Below are 18,809 nucleotides of genomic sequence, written 5' to 3' on the forward strand. Positions count from 1 at the left end.
TTAAATTTAAAGGAGGAAAGAATTATAATTACTACTAATAATTAATTATCAAATTTTACTTTTAATTATTTTTTAAGGAGTGACTTTTTTTATGAAAAAGAAAATATTAGCACCTTGTTAATTTGTATTCTCTTAATAGTATCCTCGACAAGCTTTGTTTTTGCGGAAAACCTGTCTACTTCTGATTTGGTTAAAACGTCTTTCTCTAGGGATACAGTGATTACTCATGAAAATTTCAATGACGTTTTGAAATACTATGGTCTGGACCCGGGCACCGCTATAAAAGCAAGTGATCTTTCAAAGGCCTCAAAGAAAATTGTCACAGTTGGAGACCTAGAAGATGCACTTAAATATGCTAAGGACTTAGATGAGGCAATGGTTACTAATAAAGAAGCTCTTGGTTCTGGTAATAATCCAGCTAGTACTAATGTAAATGCAGTTATTTTTGCGGAAGGTGTTACAACGATATGGGATACTGTTGCTATGGGTGATATTCTTATAACAAAGAAACCATCCGGATTTTTCTATAGTTATGGAGAAGAGAGATGGTGGACAGGAGCTGCTGGAGCAGACCTTCTTGTAGCATCTGACTCGGGTTTATATGTATATGCAATTACTTATGTTCGTAAATTATCAAATGTATGTTACAATCCAAATAAGCCGGGTTCATATTTACAATTCTCGTATGATGTAGACATTACACGTTATGTTAACGTTCTTGGAGTTTTAGTACCAGTTGGTACAGGTGATGCCTCGGGAACATCTAATTACAATGCGTCTTATATTCCTACTGTGTAATCAAAATTACATTGTAAATAATGAATGACTGACGGTAACAGTATTGGAAAGCCATCCCTTGAAAGATAACAAGGTGATGGCTTTTCTGTCATTCCAGCGTACTATGATCCTATTTGGTTGCAAAGATTCCAACCATTCCCACCTGCTTACAACCATATCTGTGTTACAATCGTGATGAGGTGGAAACTATGTTTGTTAGTCCAATGTTACTTCAGCCACTAGAAGATAAAGATAGACCCGGTCATGTTTGGGAATTCATTAAGAACATAGATACGCAGGAGGCTTATATTAAGCTTAAAATAAACCAACAGGGGTGTGTTTGCATTAGTTTTCACCCTTCAGGTGGACCAAAAACGCTTCCATTCGCCCGGGACAAGGAGGAATAATCATCATGAATAAGTATTGTGATTTTTGTGATTGTGAGCAAGAAACACAAGTGATCAGCAAGAAGGAATCGTTTCCTGTTCGAGTAGAGAAAATAGCAGCACTGTTTCTGATATTCGCGTGTGCTCAATCTGTGGAAATGAACTCTTCGATGAGGAACTAGACACAAATAATATGGAAAGAGTTTATGAAGCCTATCGGAACAAGCACAATTTGCTTTCACCTCTTGAGATAAGACAAATTCGGGAATCCATTGGATCTGGAAGAACGGTCGCCGCACTTTTAGGATGGAGCCAAGCTACCTTCGTGCGTTATGAGGGGGGAGCTATACCTAGTGCGTCTCACCATGAGCAATTACTGCGCCTTAAAAATGACCCTTCTTACCTTAAACACCTCTTTGATCTCAATGGAGACAAACTGAAAGACAGAGAACGGGATAGAATTAGGGTACTGATCAGTAAAGAAGACGTTCCCATTGAACTTAATCCGGTAGATTTTCTTAATAAATTATTTGCCCAATTCTATAATAAAGGGATTACAAATGTAGAATTCGATTTTGAGAAGCTATCTGCCTTGGTTCAAATCTTCGCGGAAACAAATAGGGGACTGGTAAAGACTAAGTTACAAAAACTTCTTTATTATGCTGATAACCTTCATTTTAAGAGGGATGGCTATCCTATTACGGGGCTCGCCTTTATTCACAACCATTTTGGCCCTGTTCCTGTGAATCATGATTTGATTTGCTGGGCCCTTGAAACTGTAGGAGCCATTGAGATGAAGCCTTATGAAGGCTCTTATGAAGGAGAAATTATTATTCCAGCGGAAAAAGGGGATCGAAATTTATTTTCTGAAGAGGAACTAGATGTGATTTTTTCTGTAGCCGGATACTTTAAAGATTTTTCTGCTAGAAGAATATCGGATTTCTCACATAAAGAAAGGGGGTATTTAGAGACTGCGCATAAAGAGATTATACCGTTTAGTTATGCAAGTGATTTGAAACTGAGTTAGGTAAGCGAGAGGCGCTATCCCTTGCGGGAAAACGCCTTAATTTAGTATGTGTGATTTGTAAATAATTTATCGAAGACCAACTACTACGAACATATGCAAAACAGCCACGACCTAATTAAGTACGTGGCTGTCTTTTACATACGAATCACCTATGTATTTATTCAGCTAAGGCAATAGCTTCAATCTCAATGATGGCATCTTTAGGAAGCCGAGCCACTTGAACCGCAGAGCGGGCCGGTGGATTAGCGGAGAAAAAGGTACCATAGACTTCATTCATCGCAGCGAAATCATTCATATCGCGCAGGAACACAACGGTCTTCACCACTTTTCCCATGGAGGATCCGGCGCTTTCCAGAATGTTCTTCACGTTCTCTAGGGATTGTTGGGTTGCTTTACGGATGTCGTTTTCCAATTCTCCGGTGGCCGGATTAAGGGGCAATTGACCTGAAGTAAATATTAGATTCCCTACCTTTGTTCCTTGGGAATAGGGGCCAATGGCCGCAGGGGCTTTGTCAGTGTGTAAAACATTAATAGACATAAGTGAACCTCCTGTTCGAAATGCTCTTAGAGCGAATCCTTAATATTTTAAAAGGACTATATTGATTGATAATGACTTTATTATAACACTAACCGTAAGCAGATATCCTCTTTTTTGGCTATTCTGAAAGCATAAGTTTCACGGCGCATAAGGCAACCAGCGACTTCGCTTTCACTAAAGCAACAAGTGCGAAAGCAGTGCTTTCGTGGCGAAGTCGGGTTTTCTTTATTACAACGCATCATTGTTTATCAAGGAAAGAGACGGAAGCCCAGGGCTCCATTTACAACAGGGTCCCGGGCTTCCGATACTCGGATTTAAATCTATGATTTTATGATATTACTCAATTGGTGCCAGTGACGCCTGGAAGTGACGCAGAATGGGTGGTTCCCAGGTAATTTTATAGCCGCGCTTAATGGTATGAGCTTTCTCTTTGATCTCAATCAAAGCATCGGCCATAATGTCAAGATGAGCTTGAGTGTAGACGCGGCGTGGAATAGCCAAGCGGCTGAATTCAAAGTCTGCCTTTAATTGCTCCCCGGTATCCGGATCGTTACCCAGCATATAGGAACCAATATCGCAAGTACGGATTCCCGCTTCCTTATAAAGCTCGATGCAAAGAACTTGACCAGGATACTCATGGTAAGGAATGTGGGGGAACATAGCAGCAGCATCTACGAACACGCCATGACCGCCAACAGGGGATTGATAGGCAATACCTGCATCATCTAAGCGAGCTGCCAAGTATTCCATTTGACCAATCCGGTAACGGAGATAGTTTTCATCGATTCCCTCGTAGAGACCGATTGCCAATGCTTCCATATCACGGCCGGAAAGACCGCCGTAAGTGAAGAATCCTTCAAAACTAATGCAATTAGCCTTGATCTTTAAGACTAGTGGAGATTCTGCATCTTTAACCCCTAAGAGACCACCCATGTTAACGATGGTGTCTTTTTTCGCAGACATTGTAAAGATATCACCATAGCTGAACATTTCGCGAACGATATCCTTGATGGAAACATCTTTGTATTCTGCTTCATCCCGTTTGATGAAGTGAGCATTTTCCGCATAGCGAGCTGCATCGATGCACATAGGAATACCATATTTTTTAGCGAGAGCAGAAACTTCACGCAGATTTTTCATGGAGACCGGTTGTCCGCCGGCAGAGTTGTTGGTGATGGTCATGACCACCAGGCCAATGTTTTCGGGACCCTTTTCTTTGATAATTGCTTCCATCTTAACAATGTCCATATTCCCTTTAAAGGGAGCACGTTTTGATGGATCTTTTGCTTCCTCTACTACGCAGTCAATGGGTCTGGCACCAGACAAGATGACATGGGCGCGAGTGGTATCAAAAAACATGTTGGAAATTGCAAATTTACCTTCGCTGAGTAATAAGGGGAAGACAACTTTCTCAGCTGCACGACCTTGGTGAACAGGCTGGATATAGCCGTAGCCAAAGATATCCTTACCTGCTTCCAAAAGTTTATAGTAGCTGGAAGCACCTGCATACGCCTCATCGCCTCTCATCACACCGGCCCACTGCTCTTGGCTCATGGCATTGGTTCCGGAATCGGTGAGTAAATCGATGTAGCAATCTTCACCTTTTAAGTTGAAAAGATTGTACTTAGCCTCGGCGATTTTTTCCTCTCTCTCTTCGCGGGTAAGCATCCGTAAGGGTTCTACCACCTTGATGCGGAACGGTTCTGGTACATACTTGATTGCCATAACAAATACCTCCATTTTTTTATTTATACCCCGGTTATCGAAATGATGAGCGGACGGTATTTGGCATAAAGTATTAAATGTGGGTTTGAATGAAGATCTGCCTTAATAACTATGCAAGATTCGTGCCAACTAATTCGTTGAGCTCTTGGTTTTTGCGTTTTTAATCTTAAAGCCAATCCACAGGATAAGAAGCCAAATCGGCAGAACGAAGACGGCCATTTTCATGCTTTCTGTAAATGCCATGAGCACTACGATCATAGCCAGGAAAGCGGCGCAGAAATAGTTGATGAAGGGGTAGAAAGGGGTCTTAAATTCAATTTTATCGGCTTCGCCTTGAGCGATTTTCGCTTTGCGGAATTTTAGATTCGTGACAATAATCATGGTCCAGTTAATAATTCCGGCGATAATCGCTACCGCCATGAGATACATAAAAACTTCGCCAGGGAGTAGATAATTCAGCACAACAGCCACTAAAGTAATAGCCGAGGATACTAATACTCCTGCAACGGGAATCCCTCTTTTGTTCAATTTGGCAAATGCTTTGGGAGCATTACCTTGAGTAGCCAGACTGTAAAGCATACGCCCGTTACTGTAGATACCGCTGTTATACACGGAAAGAGCAGCGGTTAAAACAACGACGTTGAGGATTGTTGCGGCAGCGGGAATCCCGATTTTGGAAAAGATTTGAACGAATGGACTTCCGTCTGCACCCACTTGGTTCCAGGGATAAATAACCATCATTACTGAAAGGGCTCCCACATAGAAGATTAGAATTCTCCACATGACCTGATTAATGGCTTTGGGAATTGATTTTTTGGGATTATCCGCTTCACCAGCGGTGATTCCAATGAGCTCGATTCCACCAAAACTAAACATTACGGGTACTAAAGAGAATATAAGACCGATCATTCCATTCGGAAGAAAACCTCCATGAATCCAAAGATTGCTGAAACCGGTAGCTTTGCCATTGATTCCAGAGAAAATGAGGAATAATCCAAAAACAATCATTCCGAGAATAGCGACGACCTTGATAATAGCGAACCAAAATTCAAATTCACCAAACATACCGACACTGATGAGATTAAGCAGGGTAATGATAACAAGGAATACCAGGGCAGTCATCCAATGTGGGACATCAGGAAACCAATAGTTCACATAGATTCCGACAGCAGTCAATTCAGCCATACTGACGACAATGTAGTTAAACCAATAGTTCCAACCCGAGAGGAATCCGGGAAATTCACCCCAGTACTTATAGGCAAAGTGACTAAAAGATCCGGAAACAGGCTCATCGACGGACATTTCCCCCAACATCCGCATGATGAAAAAGATAACTAATCCACCGATAAGATAGGAAAATGTGATAGCGGGGCCTGCAAGCTGAATCGTTGATGCGGAACCATAAAAGAGACCTGTACCAATTGCTCCACCCAGAGCAATCATTTGGATATGCCGGTTTTTAAGACCTCGGTGCATACCATTTTCATTTGAACTCATAAGATTTCCCCTTCCAAAAAGTTATTTAAGAGATCTCATTTCCGAATAGTGCAAGTTGTATGCCAACTTAGCATATAAAAAAACATTAATATTTTTATAAAATGTTCGATATATTCTTGGTATTAGTCGAATAATGTCTAAAATATGGGAAAAAGATTTTTGGCAAAATAAAAGTGATAAGAAAGGTTGTCAACATTTCTTATCACGCGATAAAAAAACTTATCACTTTTACCTTATTTTTGCTCTTTAATCTTCTCCTTCATCGGCCTTACGAATTCCATAGGCATTGATCTTATTCAGAATCGTCGTATTGGAAACTCCCAATATTTTACCGGCCTTACGGGAAGAACGGTATTTTTTCAATACCTTCAGTAAGACCTGGCGCTCAACTTCGGCGACAATATCTTTTAGAGGCGGCCAAGGTTCAACAAGAGGAATAGAAATCTGATTTGGTACGTTTTCTGAATCAAGTTTAGGTGTTTCAGGAGTTAGATCTGCCCATTCATAAAGGGAGCTGGGGGTTATCAGATAGTCCTGATTTAGATTGATGATTCTCTCCAGCAGATTCTCTAGTTGCCGAACATTCCCTGGCCATTTTTGGGCCATCAGCAACTCTATGCTCTCTTTGGTGAGGTGGACTTCAGGCTTCCCTAGTTTTTTAGCAATTTTTCTGGTCAAAGCCTGGGCAACGAGAGGGATATCTTCGGGTCTCTCCCGTAACGCTGGAATCTGAAGGGGAATAACATTTAAACGATAGTAAAGGTCTTCTCTGAATTGTCCCTTTTTGATCATTTCCTCAAGGTTGCGGTGGGTTGCAGCAATAATACGAACATCTACAGGGATTTCCTTGGCACCACCGACCCGCCGGACTCTTCCTTCTTGCAGAACCCTTAGTAGCCGAACCTGAACATGGGGCGATATTTCTCCAATCTCATCCAGAAAAAGTGTGCCACCATTCGCTTGCTCAAAAAGCCCCTTTTTTCCTCCCTTAGTCGCTCCTGTAAAGGAACCTTCTTCATAGCCGAAAAGTTCACTTTCCAAAAGGGTGTCTGGTAGAGCGGCGCAGTTAATGGGGATGAAGGCTGATTGGGAGCGAGGACTTTCGGCGTGGATTGCTTTGGCGAACAGTTCTTTTCCCGTACCGCTTTCTCCGCGAAGGAGAATGGTAGAAGTACCCCGGGCTACGGTTTTAGCGGTCTCAATAAGATCTTTCATAAGACGACTTTGATATATGATCTGATCAAAGGTTGTTGATTGAGGTTTCCGCTCGACTTTGGAAAGGATTTCTTCCACCTGCCGAAAATCCTTGATGGTCATGACTCCACCAATAATCTGTCCTTTATTATTGAAAATAGGAACACCACTGGTCAGGAAATGAATAAGCTGATGATCCCTGCGGATTTTTCGTTCTTTTAAACTATAGGGGATACCAGTTTTCAGGGTATCAAGGATAGGAGGATCGGGATCAAATAAGTATTCTGCATTTTGGCCGATAGCTTTCTCACGAGTTGTATGAAAGATCTGAGCGGCAACATCGTTGATATGAGTGATTTGGTGTTTAGTATTAATGGCAACAATTCCTTCACTAACAAGGTTAAGAATCGTGTTGAGTTCAAGCGCCCTCTCTTCATAAGGCATGTGGTCGGCTAGGTTTACCGATACTACATCGTGGACGGTCAGAAGATCTTGGATAAGAGCTTCTGATTCCCTCTGAGTAGAGCAGCGAAATTTTATCATCATTTCTTGCCCTTGAGTAACTTCCATCCCGACTTTATCAATATTGTTGGCTTCGAAACGCTGGAAAATGTCATAGCCTAAGCCTGGGCGATCGACGAATTCAATCCGCACAATAAATTCAAGGGAGTTCATGAATGTTCACCTTTCATTTCATCTGATCAACAATTAGGAATTTCCTCAATATTATTCAATATTATAGCATCAACTTTTTTAATCTCCTATAAAGTACCCAATAAAATAAAAAGCTAGCGATTTTTCGCTAGCCTGAGTTAATTATCCCTAAAACTAAAAATTATATTCTAAACAACATCTTTGTATAAGAAGGTAGGGGCCACATTTCGTAATCAATGAGTACTTCCAGTTGGTCAACTACCTGACGCAAATCGTTCATAGCCTTGAAGACCACATCGCGGTAGAAAATTCCTTGTTTATAGGCGTCACCGTGAAGTTGCTTGGCCATGTTGGTGGCTTCTTGAAGGGCCTTGATTTTGTGATTTAACTCCCTCAACAAGGGAGAGATCTCATTCAATAAGGATTTCTGGGCAGAGATATCAGTTTCAGGATCAGCTGCACGAATAGTGTTAATGGAGTTAGCCAGTTCGGTAGAGTAACGCATTACGGCGGGAAGTACTTGTCGCTTTGCGACATCCACCATGGTCAATGCTTCGATGTTAATAGTTTTGGAATATTGTTCAAGATAGATTTCGTAACGGGAGTGGAGTTCCGCGACATTAAACACCCCATGTTTTTGAAAAAGATTTATGGTTTTAGCGCTGACAAAGGCGGAAATAGCTTCTACTGTAGAGGTGATATTGGGTAAGCCACGTTTTTCTGCTTCGTTTATCCAATCAGCAGAATAACCGTTGCCATCGAAAATAATCCGGGAATGATTTACGGCAATTTCCTGAAGGATGGTTTGAAGCTCCTCATGAAAGGCTTCCGCTTTTTCTAAGCGATCAGCAATTTGGGAGAGGACCTCTGCCACGATTGTGTTGATCACTACATTGGGTCCGGCAATGGAGAGTGAAGAGGGAACCATTCGGAACTCGAACTTGTTGCCGGTAAAAGCAAAGGGAGAAGTGCGGTTCCGGTCTGTGGAATCCTTGGGTAAGGAAGGAAGGGTAGTTACACCGATGGTAAGTTGTCCGCCCTGTTTCGAAGTATTTGGTTTGCCGTTTTTAAGTTGCTCAATAATATCGGACAGTTCTTCACCTAGGAAAATGGAGATAATAGCCGGAGGGGCCTCATGTGCTCCTAGACGATGATCATTTCCGGCGTTTGCTGCCGAAGCTCTTAGAAGAACGGCATGATCATCTACGGCTTTCATCACAGCACAGAGAAAGGTCAGGAATTGGGCGTTCTCATGGGGAGTTTTCCCAGGCTCCAATAAATTTGCGCCTTCATCAGTACTTAAGGACCAGTTGTTATGTTTTCCGGATCCATTCACTCCGGCAAAAGGTTTTTCGTGAAGGAGACAAGCAAGGCCATGACGATTAGCAACCTTATGCAAGGTGTCCATGATGATTTGATTATGATCGGTGGCAATATTGGTAGTAGCAAAAATCGGGGCGATTTCATATTGCCCGGGGGCCGCTTCTTTATGTTGGGTTTTAGCGGAGACCCCCAGCTTCCATAATTCCACATTCACTTCTTGCATAAAGGCAGCAACCCGCTCATTGATGATGCCAAAATAATGGTCTTCCATCTCTTGCCCTTTCGGGGGAAGGACACCGAAAAGGGTGCGACCGGTCAACATTAGATCTAAACGTTTTTGATGATATTTTTTTTCGATAAGAAAGAATTCCTGCTCGGCACCTACGGTCGGTGTGACCCGTTTGGCGGTGGTATTACCAAATAGGCGGAGGATACGGAGAGCTTGTTTAGAAAGGGCTTCCATTGAACGGAGGAGGGGAGTTTTTTTGTCCAAAGCTTCCCCTGTATAAGAGCAAAAGGCTGTGGGGATACAGAGGATAACTTGACCCGCATCTTCACGTAAGAAAGCCGGGGAGGTACAATCCCAAGCCGTGTATCCTCTGGCTTCAAAGGTGGAACGGATTCCGCCATTAGGAAAAGAGGATGCATCCGATTCGCCCTTAATAAGCTCCTTACCGGAAAACTCCATAATTACTCTTCCATCATTGGTGGGGGAGATAAAAGAGTCGTGTTTTTCAGCGGTGTACCCGGTCATGGGTTGAAACCAATGGGTATAATGGGTTGCCCCGTTTTCAATCGCCCAATCCTTCATGGCATTGGCGACCACTTCAGCTACTTCCGGTTTAAGTGGAAGTCCTTCGTCAATAGTTTTATGAAGTGCTTTATAGGTATTTTTGGGTAGTTTCGCGCGCATAACCGTATCATTAAAGACGTTTTTACCGAAGATATCCATTTTTTATCCTCCCCTGTCCACTATACAAAAAGGAAAAAAGACACTCAATAGGACTCTCTGCTAGGAAAATCTCTATAGAGCGTCTTAGCTCTCGAATACTCTAACCTATAAAATAGCATGTTTTTTTATAAAATACAAGATAAACGTTGTTGGTTGTTGGTTTGTTATTGACTTTAAAGTTAATGGCTGCTTTACTTGCTTTTCTTTATACCGACAAGCTTTCCAACAATAATTGCCAGTGGTGCCGTAACTACACTAAATAGTGCTCCCATCTTGGCTGCTCCTTGCAGACCTGGGTCGATAAAGGCGACACCGGCCACAAACAGGGCCACCGTAAGTCCCATGGCGGCAATTAATCCTGTAACAAACAGTTCTTTATAGCCCATGCCTTTCGGTAAGGGAAATCCTAGAATTGTAGCTAGGGAACCCATAACGAAGACCCCGATAGTTTTTCCGGCTAATAAAGCAGCAAGAATTAACCAGGACAACAAATTTATTTCGGAGAACTCTACCCCGGCATTGGTTAAGCCGAACAATAGAAGCCCGAAATCCACAAAAGTTTTCCACTCATGTTCAAAGTTTTTTAGAGTGGAGTGATCATTTGGATTGTCTTCAAATAGCCCTGCCTCTTCTCTAGAGGGGTGAGGCAAGAAGGGAACGATAAACACCAGAGCAAGTGCAGGATGAATATGAGCGAGAAAAAGTCCGGCCCAACTTAATAATCCGCCCAAAATAATATAGGGCCAATAGCTTTGGATGTTCTTCTTTTTGAGCATATAGGCGACCAAGATCCCTGCCAGAGTGAGTAATAACCAAAGGGGTGCCACCGGATTGGCAGGGTCGGGGTAAAAGAGGGCAATAATCGTCAGCCCAACACCGTCATCCACAATTGCCAATAGCAGTAAGAAAGACACAGCCGGATGATGTGCTCCAAAGACCATCCTTGCTACCAGCCAAGCCAGTGCAATATCTGTGGCTGTGGGAATACCCCAGCCTCTTGCAAATTCAGGACTGCCTAAGGTGAAATTCAGGACAACAAATAAAAGTGCCGGCCCCAAAACTCCGCCGGCAGTAGCCATTAGGGGATTGATAGCTCTTTTTAGCGGATTCAGACTTCCGCCCGGCAACAAACTTTGGGTGATTTCAACGGCTGCCATAGCAAAAAAGAACACCATGAAAATATCGTTAACAAGAAAATGCAGAGAAATGTTGCCGATTATTTCGTTATGAACGAAATGGTGATAGCTATCTGGGGCTAGATTAGCCCAGGCAAGAGCAATTACGACTCCCAGGATTAGGGGTATTGAAAACTCCTGTAGAAAATTGATAGTCTTGTTGGTTTGTGAACTCAATCTGATCCCTCCTGCTGAAATTAATAAGTCAAAAATTATAACTGTAGTTCCCGATTCTATTAACCGATACCCCCTTTGCGGCTGGTGTTTGTAAAAAAGAATATAAAAAGAGAGTAGTCCAAAAAGGAACTACTCTCCCCTAAGAAGTTCTAAGCGACTTGTAGCCTGGCAATCATAGCCTGTATTCAACAGCCTTAGACCCATAGCTTTAGCGTCCTTTGCTTTCACAAAGTTTGCCCCAACCCTGCAAGAAATATTTTATTGTATAAGCCTTTATAGCTTACCATAAAGCTAAGAGCGAATCAACAATAAAGCCAAGATTATAAGAATTTTGGCTCTTTTATGACATCTATTGCGAAAAAATAGATAAATAATGTATAATCTGCAGAAATAGGATAGATAAAATGGTGCAGAGGGGATAAATGATATGGGTTTTACAATCAGACAGAAGGTGTTTGCAGTCGTCTTATTTGCAGCCTTTGTTCCTACAGCTTTGTTAGGGTTCTTTAGCTATAAAGATGCACATGATGCTTTGAAAAACGGACTTAAGGACTCAGCAGAACAATCGGTAGAGCGTACCAAAGATTCGACTGAGCTATACCTCAAGGGATATGAGCAAAATCTCGCCCGACTCGGTACTGAGGAGGGTATCCTATCTGCAGCCCTTCAGGAAAGCGCAGAAGATGCACTCCGGAGTTTTGAAATCTATAAAAAAAGCAATCCCGATATTCTTAATGTTTATTTGGGAACGGCGGACCAAAGGATGATTGTTTATCCAGCAGCGGAAATTCCTGAAGGCTTTAATCCTACAGCCACAGATTGGTATAAGTTGGCTATAGCTAGTGGAGAGGCCATTTGGACAGAGCCTTATGTAGATACGGCAAGTAAGAAGCTCATCATTTCTGCGGCAATGCCCGTTCAAGATCCGGCTACGAAGAAAGTTGCAGGGGTTGTAGGCGTTGATATCGCTTTGGAGACATTAAGTATTTTGGTTGGGAATATGAAAATTGGTCAAGAAGGCTATGTTATTTTATTAGATCAAAGCGGTAAAATCATGGTTCATCCTGACAGCTCATTGATCGGTCAAGAATTACCTGTGGAAGAGCTGAAGAAAGCCGTGGCCCAAGAAGAAAAGGGATTCGTGGATTACATATATAATGAGGAAGAGCGATTCGGTGTCTTCAGTACCTTTGCGAAGACCCAGTGGAAATTTATTGGTGTAGTAGGTTATCAGGAGGTTAAGGAAGCTACTTCTAAGATTTTAAAAGGTACCGTAATTTATAGTGTGAGTTTTGCAATATTATCAATAATTGTTGGCTTGTTTATCACCAATGGATTTACGAAAGCCTTCAAGTCACTTCTTGAGTATAGTCAAAAAATTGGTTCGGGAGATTTTACCGTTCGGGCGAAATCCTTCTCTCGCGATGAAACGGGCGCGTTGTCTAATACCTTAAATGATATGGTGGCCCGCTTAGCCGGATTAGTGGGCAATATTAAGAGTGTTGCCGAGCAGGTGAATAAGTCAGCCGACGATTTGGCGGCCAGTGCTGAGGAGACCATGGCATCCAGTGAAGAGGTTAATGCAACGGCCGCTCAGATTGCTGTTGGGGCATCTGCTCAAGCTACTCAGGCTGAAAAAGGGACTAAAATGGTTACCCAACTTGCAGTAAAAATCGAAGCCCTTGGCGAGAATACTAAGGAAATGGTCGACTCTTCAAGCGAGGCACAAAAAGCGAATGATCGAGGAGTCCTGTCCGTTGAACAATTGCGGATTAAAACCGAGGAGAGTAAGGTTTCCGTTGATAAGATTAACGAGGTCATCTCCAACCTGGATGAAAAATCAAAAGCTATTGGTATGATTCTATCAGCAATTACCAGTATTGCGGAGCAAACGAATCTTCTAGCTTTGAATGCTTCCATTGAGGCTGCTCGGGCTGGGGAAGCAGGGCGAGGATTTTCCGTTGTTGCTGAGGAAATTCGTAAACTTGCTGAGCAATCTTCCCAATCAGTTGAAGGAATACAAGGTATTGTGGGAGATATCCAACGAGAAAGTCGTCAGGCTGTGGAAGCCATGAAAGATGTAAGAAAGAATTCGGAAGCAACGGCACATTCTGTAGCCGATGTCAATCGTTCCTTTAACGAAATTTCTCAGGCAATGGGGGAAATCAAAGAGAGAATTGCCCACACTACGTCTTTGGCGCAGGAAATGATGAAAGATTCGGATCAAGTGGTCGAAGTGATTCAAAATATTTCTGCGGTAACGGAAGAGACTGCTGCGGCTTCGGAAGAAGTGAGTGCTTCTATGGAGCAAACATCAAGTGCTTTTAGCAAAGTTGCACTGGCAGCTGAGGAACTTGATGGACTCTCAAGGAAATTAAGTGCGGAAATTGCACGCTTTAAAATCTAGGTAAACATTGCATGCCTCTAAATAATGAACTGCTGCAAAGATTAAGCGGTTTATTATTTGGGGGTTTTTTGTTTATTATTGTCGTTAAGGTTGACTGACTAACAAAATTTGCTTATTAACATAGGTTTGGAAGGGTATAGTTTTTACCTATTAGAGGATAATAAATTTGATACTTTTAACCAATAAGGAGGGTTGTATCATGTTTAAACATATCAAAGATATGGAATACACGGTGCGTGTCGATCGTCCCGATCCACGCTTTGCCAATCTTTTGTTGGAACAATTCGGCGGACCCCATGGGGAGTTGAAAGCTGCGATGCAGTATTTCTCCCAAGCTGTCGGGTGTAATGACCCTAAAATACGGGATATGCTGCAAGACATTGCCGCTGAGGAACTGAGCCATTTTGAAATGGTAGGGGAATGCATCTCGATGCTTCTTGGCCCGACTGATAAAGTGTCCCGTGATTTTCCAGCGATCCATATGGCGATCTTAACCGGTGGACCCATCATAACCAATGCTATGGGAATACCCTGGAATGCAGCTTATATCGAAACCACTGGAGATCTGTATTGCGATCTGGCCTCTAATTCAAGTGCAGAATTGCGGGCTAAGCTGATCTATGAAAGACTGCTTCAACAAACCGATGACCCGGGGGTTAAAGATATGGTTCGCTTCTTGCTGAGTCGGGAAGAATCACATAACTTCTCCTTTATGCAGGCCATTGACACAATTAAAGGAAAGTATGTCGATGCTAACTTCCGCGATTCCGAATTCACTAAGAAATACATGAACCTATCGACAGGTATGGGGGATAGCCGTGGGCCTTGGAATCAGGGTAACGGAATTCAATATGAAGAGAATCCCAATGAGAAATATGGGGGGCCCGCTCAATACGGTAAGGATAGAGGAGCGGATTATAAGGATGAAATGGGTCCAGGTTATAATGATCATACTAGGAATAACCCCCAGTTTACTCAAGCAAAGCCTACAACCCCGAATGTACCCGGACAAGAAAAACCGGTGCACTAAACTTAGAAACGGAGGGATTTAAATGGCTTGGCGTGAATCGCGTTTAATGCAGGTGATTTGGACTGTTATACGTGTCTATGTGGGTTGGGAATGGTTTAGTCATGGTATCGATAAGGTATTTGGAGCGAGTTCGGCAGCCTGGGTTGGACCTAAAGCCGGAACAGCAGTGACCGGATTTCTTAACGGTGCTTTGGCAAAGACGGGGGGGCAGCACCCGGATGTACAAGGGTGGTATGCATCATTCATTCAAAATATTGCTTTACCTAATGCCAAAGCTTTCGGATATGCAGTTGCCTGGGGTGAATTGCTTGTAGGTTTGGGACTAATCCTAGGGGCATTTACCTCACTAGCTTTACTTGCGGCTATACTTATGAATATGAGTTACCTTTTGGCGGGAACGATTAGCACCAATCCGGTAATGCTTTTTTGGGAAGGTTTGCTTCTATGGGCCGGAGCGGCAGCATATTACTGGGGTGTAGATCGGGTTTTTCTCCCACGCTGGAAAAAATGGCGATTGTCGAAAGGATAAAGATCTGTTTATTGCATGGATAAAAATGCTCCCCTTGGGGTGTAGGTATTACCTTGAACCTCAGGGGGAGCATTTTGCTTTCAGGGGGTGTCAGGGGGACGGGGGTGTTGACAACTTTTAAAAATGTCATCAACCCCTTTCTCCAGGAATCTAGTCATGTGAGTGCTTGTGAGCGTGGTCGTGGGAATGGTCGTGGGAATGCTCGTGAGCGTGGTCGTGTGAGTGCCCGTGAGCGTGGTCATGTGAGTGCTCGTGAGCGTGGTCGTGTGAGTGCTCGTGAGCGTGGTCGTGTGAGTGCTCGTGAGCGTGGTCGTGTGAGTGCTCGTGAGCGTGGTCATGTGAGTGCTTGTGAGCGTGGTCATGTGAGTGCTTGTGAGCATGGTCGTGTGAGTGCTCGTGAGCGTGGTCGTGGGAATGCTCGTGAGCATGGTCGTGTGAGTGCTCGTGAGCCAGGCCTAGGAGATGGGCTAAGCGATGGTCCTTATCCGGCAGTTCATCAAGCCACCCATCATTAGCATCATTTTTGCTATCGATAGACTTAATATAAGGTTTAATATCTAAGAGGGGTGTACCGTTATAGACATCAATACCGGAAATAAGTATCTCGTTGCCTTCAATTCCTTTCAGCTCTACAACGCTAAAGCCGATAGGATTAGGGCGCCGTGGAGAGCGGCTGGCGAATACTCCCAACTCAACTTCCGGAGCCCAGGGGGGATGAGCCTTCAGGCTCTTCTCTGTAACTTTATCGAGATAGAAAAATACCATTATATATCGGCAAGATAGAAGTTTCTCTAATCCCTCCGTATAGTCCGGGTTGAGACTTATCCAAAACTCTCCGGGAGCATCCTTAATCGCCTGACTGGGAATCGGCAGTGAAGGCAAGTAGGGAGTATGAATGGACCCTATGGCTTCAAATTCAATTTTCATTCACATCAACCTTTCTCAAGCACAATGCGATGATTGAGTAAATTCATATCCTTAATGATGGCACGAATAAACTTTTGTTTACCGTAAATATCCACAAGTTTTAATCCCTCTTCGTGGGGTTCAATAATATCTACTGATTCCATAAAGAGAACTTCCTCAGGGCCATCCTTTAAGTAGGCATTTGCTTCGCACATATCCGTCCCTCCTTTACCTAATAAAAAAGCCATGGAGATCCCGTTAACAGGTTAAGACCTCCATGGTCTTTTTATTTTATATTGATGTTATTATTGTTATTCTCCATCGATTAAAATTTTCCTTCTGAATTCTTACATGTTTCCCTTCTAGTTAGGGAATTTTAATAGATGTATTTAAAAGCTTTTGGAGGTGTAATTCCTATGCCAATGATTCATTTTGACGGTCCGGCACTTACTATGGATCAAAAACGTAGTCTTATTCACGGGATTTCCCAAGCCGCATCCCAAGCAACAGGTTTGCCAATGGCCTCCTTCACAGTCGTCCTGGATGAGCACGATTACAGCAACTTCGGAATCGGTGGTGAGGTTCTGGTCGAAACTGCCTATTGGGATAAATATAAAGAGATCAAAGATTGAGCTCTTACCCAATGATTTAATGATTTGAGATCTATTCAGCTGGTGGAAAGCCCACCAGCTTTAATTTTGCGTACGAAGGCTATTGAAAAAAAACGTTTTATGGGAGATGATTAAGGAAAGTCTAAATTAAGAAGTAGGTGGGGAAATGAGGGAGCTGGAGTCGAAGATTGATAGAAAGACCATTCGTAAATTGATGAGCAGGATATACGTGAAAGATGGTCTCTTATTTTGGCGGGCAGTAGAGGCTTTGGGGAAGGCCTCAGCACTCCTGGAAAAGGAGGAGAAAGGATCTGCCGTGGAGCTTGTCCGCCGTTACTTCTGGTCCTTAAATGAAGAGTCGGGTGGAAACGCTTGGAATGCCTCGGAAGCCATTGGCAGTATTATGTACCATAATCCCAAGGAGTGTGGGCACTTTAACTGGATGTACGCTAACCTGCTCGAAGATGAAAGTCTTCAGGAAGGGGTTTTATGGGGACTTTTCAACCTTTCTCTTAATGCCCCGGCGGTGGTAGATCCACTGGCAGGTGCAGTACGACCTTTTCTCGACGCCCAGGCGGCTAATCTCAGAGGGCTGGCCCTTTGGATCTTTGTCATTATGAAAAACTCTCCGACACAGGAGGACTGGGAAATTCCCCTTGAGATGAGAACAAAGGTTGCTCAAGACTCTGCGGAAATTGAAGTTTACCTTGATGGGAAAATGCACAAATTTCGGATTTCGGAAATCTTGGAAAAAGAGGTCCTGGCTTTCTGTTTTAACGAGTTTAAGCAGGAAGACTTTATCTGGGGAATTACCCTGGTCAGCTCCCAGAAAGGTTTATGTTGGGTTGGTTTAGGAAAACCTGAGGAAGAAGAGGAAGAAATTCAGGTTTGGGCCAAAAAGAAGGCGCCAACGGCAATAATTATTCCTAGAGTGATTCCTAATCAGGCCGCCATCGACCAATTGGCGGAGTATTTTGCGGGTATACGCCAAGAGTTTACAATCCCTTTAGATAATCGCGGAACTCCCTTTCAACAGAGAGTGTGGGAAGAACTGCGTAGAATCCCCTATGGGGAAACCCGTAATTATGGTGAGATTGCGGAGAAGGTTGGTAACCCCAAGGGTCCTCGAGCTGTGGGGATGGCCAACAATAAAAACCCCATAGGTATTATTACCCCCTGTCACCGGGTGGTGGGGAAAAAAGGTGATCTGGTGGGCTATGCTAGTGGACTGGATCATAAGCAGCGGCTTTTAATGTTGGAGTCCGAACATCGAGTGAATTAGGTGATAATACATTTGGCTGTAATAAAGCAAAGGAAAAAACAAGAAGATGCTTAGGGGAGGTGTGATTTTGGAGCAGAGCAGGCTATTTGATGATTTAGCCCATATCGGCATTAAGACAATTGATATGGACAGGGCTATGGCTTTTTATATTGATATTCTGGGTTTTGAACTCCTTGAGAGGATTAAGCCGGGGGATGTGGAGCTTATTTTTCTCAAATTAGGTAACACTGTTATTGAGCTGATTGAAATAAATGACCAACGAAAATTTGCCGACGGAGTAGTCAATCACATTGCCCTGCGGGTTGACGATATATTTAAGGCAGTAACTTGGTTGAAAGAAAACCGGGTGGAATGTCTTAACGAAAAGCCCAGGGAGATGGGGGGAGGTAGGTATAACTTTTTCTTTAGGGGTCCCTCCGGTGAGAAGATTGAACTATTTCAAGGTTGAACGGGACTTCTTTCAGTGATAAATTAAATTGACCATATAAAGCTGGAGGTAAAAACAGCATTGGGTTGCGGGAACATTGAACAGCCAAAGTATAATTGGCAAAATGGGGAGAAGCGTTATTATACTTTAAATCAGCATTTACGGGAAGTATTCGGGGAAAAAGTGTTTAAG

General features: G+C 43.1%; 15 protein-coding genes, 1 pseudogene and 1 riboswitch. Of the genes and pseudogenes, 8 read left to right on the forward strand and 8 right to left on the reverse strand.

Annotated elements, in window-relative coordinates:
- Nucleotides 1-246 precede the first annotated feature (246 nt).
- Together AC1U9U_RS09645 and AC1U9U_RS09650 are read left to right on the forward strand one after the other, a co-directional pair.
- The gene (locus tag AC1U9U_RS09645) at nucleotides 247-798 is read left to right on the forward strand and encodes a hypothetical protein (RefSeq protein ID WP_479960353.1); all 552 of its coding nucleotides are present in this window, start codon (nucleotides 247-249) and stop codon (nucleotides 796-798) included.
- Nucleotides 799-1,302: 504 nt separating this feature from the next.
- A complete protein-coding gene (locus AC1U9U_RS09650) occupies nucleotides 1,303-2,190 on the forward strand; it encodes a type II TA system antitoxin MqsA family protein (RefSeq protein ID WP_479960354.1) in 888 nt (295 codons plus the stop codon).
- A 157-nt stretch (nucleotides 2,191-2,347) separates the two neighbouring features.
- Here the strand turns inward: AC1U9U_RS09650 and AC1U9U_RS09655 are convergent, their stop codons facing one another.
- The 6 genes from AC1U9U_RS09655 to AC1U9U_RS09680 all read right to left on the reverse strand — a co-directional run bounded on the left by AC1U9U_RS09655 (nucleotide 2,348) and on the right by AC1U9U_RS09680 (nucleotide 11,425).
- On the reverse strand, nucleotides 2,348-2,728 hold the full coding sequence (locus AC1U9U_RS09655; RefSeq protein ID WP_479960355.1) for a RidA family protein: 381 nt from the start codon (nucleotides 2,726-2,728) through the stop codon (nucleotides 2,348-2,350).
- A gap of 336 nt (nucleotides 2,729-3,064) precedes the next feature.
- Complete coding sequence (locus AC1U9U_RS09660; RefSeq protein ID WP_479960356.1) at nucleotides 3,065-4,453, reverse strand: tryptophanase; 1,389 nt, start codon at nucleotides 4,451-4,453, stop codon at nucleotides 3,065-3,067.
- 129 nt (nucleotides 4,454-4,582) lie between these two features.
- Entirely contained in the window at nucleotides 4,583-5,950 is a 1,368-nt protein-coding gene (locus AC1U9U_RS09665; RefSeq protein ID WP_479960357.1) for an amino acid permease, read from the reverse strand.
- 246 nt (nucleotides 5,951-6,196) lie between these two features.
- On the reverse strand, nucleotides 6,197-7,819 hold the full coding sequence (locus tag AC1U9U_RS09670; protein ID WP_479960358.1) for a sigma-54 interaction domain-containing protein: 1,623 nt from the start codon (nucleotides 7,817-7,819) through the stop codon (nucleotides 6,197-6,199).
- 160 nt (nucleotides 7,820-7,979) lie between these two features.
- Entirely contained in the window at nucleotides 7,980-10,073 is a 2,094-nt protein-coding gene (locus AC1U9U_RS09675; RefSeq protein WP_479960359.1) for a glutamine synthetase III family protein, read from the reverse strand.
- 191 nt (nucleotides 10,074-10,264) lie between these two features.
- Nucleotides 10,265-11,425 carry a Na+/H+ antiporter NhaA gene (locus tag AC1U9U_RS09680; RefSeq protein ID WP_479960360.1) on the reverse strand — a complete coding sequence of 387 codons (1,161 nt, stop codon included), beginning with the start codon at nucleotides 11,423-11,425 and terminating at the stop codon, nucleotides 10,265-10,267.
- A gap of 156 nt (nucleotides 11,426-11,581) precedes the next feature.
- A riboswitch (cyclic di-GMP riboswitch) is annotated at nucleotides 11,582-11,673 on the reverse strand.
- Between the two features lie 179 nt (nucleotides 11,674-11,852).
- Here AC1U9U_RS09680 and AC1U9U_RS09685 point away from each other — a divergent pair.
- From AC1U9U_RS09685 to AC1U9U_RS09695, 3 genes are all read left to right on the forward strand, one after another.
- Complete coding sequence (locus AC1U9U_RS09685) at nucleotides 11,853-13,832, forward strand: methyl-accepting chemotaxis protein (RefSeq protein WP_479960361.1); 1,980 nt, start codon at nucleotides 11,853-11,855, stop codon at nucleotides 13,830-13,832.
- A 199-nt stretch (nucleotides 13,833-14,031) separates the two neighbouring features.
- Nucleotides 14,032-14,862, forward strand: coding sequence for a manganese catalase family protein (locus AC1U9U_RS09690; protein WP_479960362.1), 831 nt, complete (start codon nucleotides 14,032-14,034; stop codon nucleotides 14,860-14,862).
- 22 nt (nucleotides 14,863-14,884) lie between these two features.
- Nucleotides 14,885-15,391: a DoxX family membrane protein gene (locus tag AC1U9U_RS09695; protein ID WP_479960363.1), complete on the forward strand. Its 507-nt coding sequence runs from the start codon at nucleotides 14,885-14,887 to the stop codon at nucleotides 15,389-15,391.
- A 300-nt stretch (nucleotides 15,392-15,691) separates the two neighbouring features.
- Here the strand turns inward: AC1U9U_RS09695 and tsaA are convergent.
- Both tsaA and AC1U9U_RS09705 read right to left on the reverse strand, forming a co-directional pair.
- A pseudogene (gene tsaA / locus AC1U9U_RS09700) lies at nucleotides 15,692-16,318 on the reverse strand (tRNA (N6-threonylcarbamoyladenosine(37)-N6)-methyltransferase TrmO); the annotation flags it as partial.
- 5 nt (nucleotides 16,319-16,323) lie between these two features.
- Nucleotides 16,324-16,512 (reverse strand): CooT family nickel-binding protein, encoded by a 189-nt coding sequence (locus AC1U9U_RS09705; protein ID WP_479960364.1) that lies wholly within the window; start codon nucleotides 16,510-16,512, stop codon nucleotides 16,324-16,326.
- A gap of 201 nt (nucleotides 16,513-16,713) precedes the next feature.
- On the opposite strand from AC1U9U_RS09705, the gene AC1U9U_RS09710 reads away from it, so the two are divergent.
- The 3 genes from AC1U9U_RS09710 to AC1U9U_RS09720 all read left to right on the forward strand — a co-directional run bounded on the left by AC1U9U_RS09710 (nucleotide 16,714) and on the right by AC1U9U_RS09720 (nucleotide 18,638).
- Complete coding sequence (locus AC1U9U_RS09710) at nucleotides 16,714-16,929, forward strand: tautomerase family protein (RefSeq protein ID WP_479960365.1); 216 nt, start codon at nucleotides 16,714-16,716, stop codon at nucleotides 16,927-16,929.
- Between the two features lie 145 nt (nucleotides 16,930-17,074).
- Nucleotides 17,075-18,190, forward strand: a complete 1,116-nt coding sequence (locus tag AC1U9U_RS09715; protein WP_479960366.1) for a DVU0298 family protein — start codon at nucleotides 17,075-17,077, stop codon at nucleotides 18,188-18,190.
- Between the two features lie 46 nt (nucleotides 18,191-18,236).
- Nucleotides 18,237-18,638, forward strand: coding sequence for a VOC family protein (locus AC1U9U_RS09720; RefSeq protein ID WP_479960367.1), 402 nt, complete (start codon nucleotides 18,237-18,239; stop codon nucleotides 18,636-18,638).
- Nucleotides 18,639-18,809: the final 171 nt, after the last annotated feature.

It is taken from the genome of Desulfitobacterium sp. (assembly GCF_982384815.1).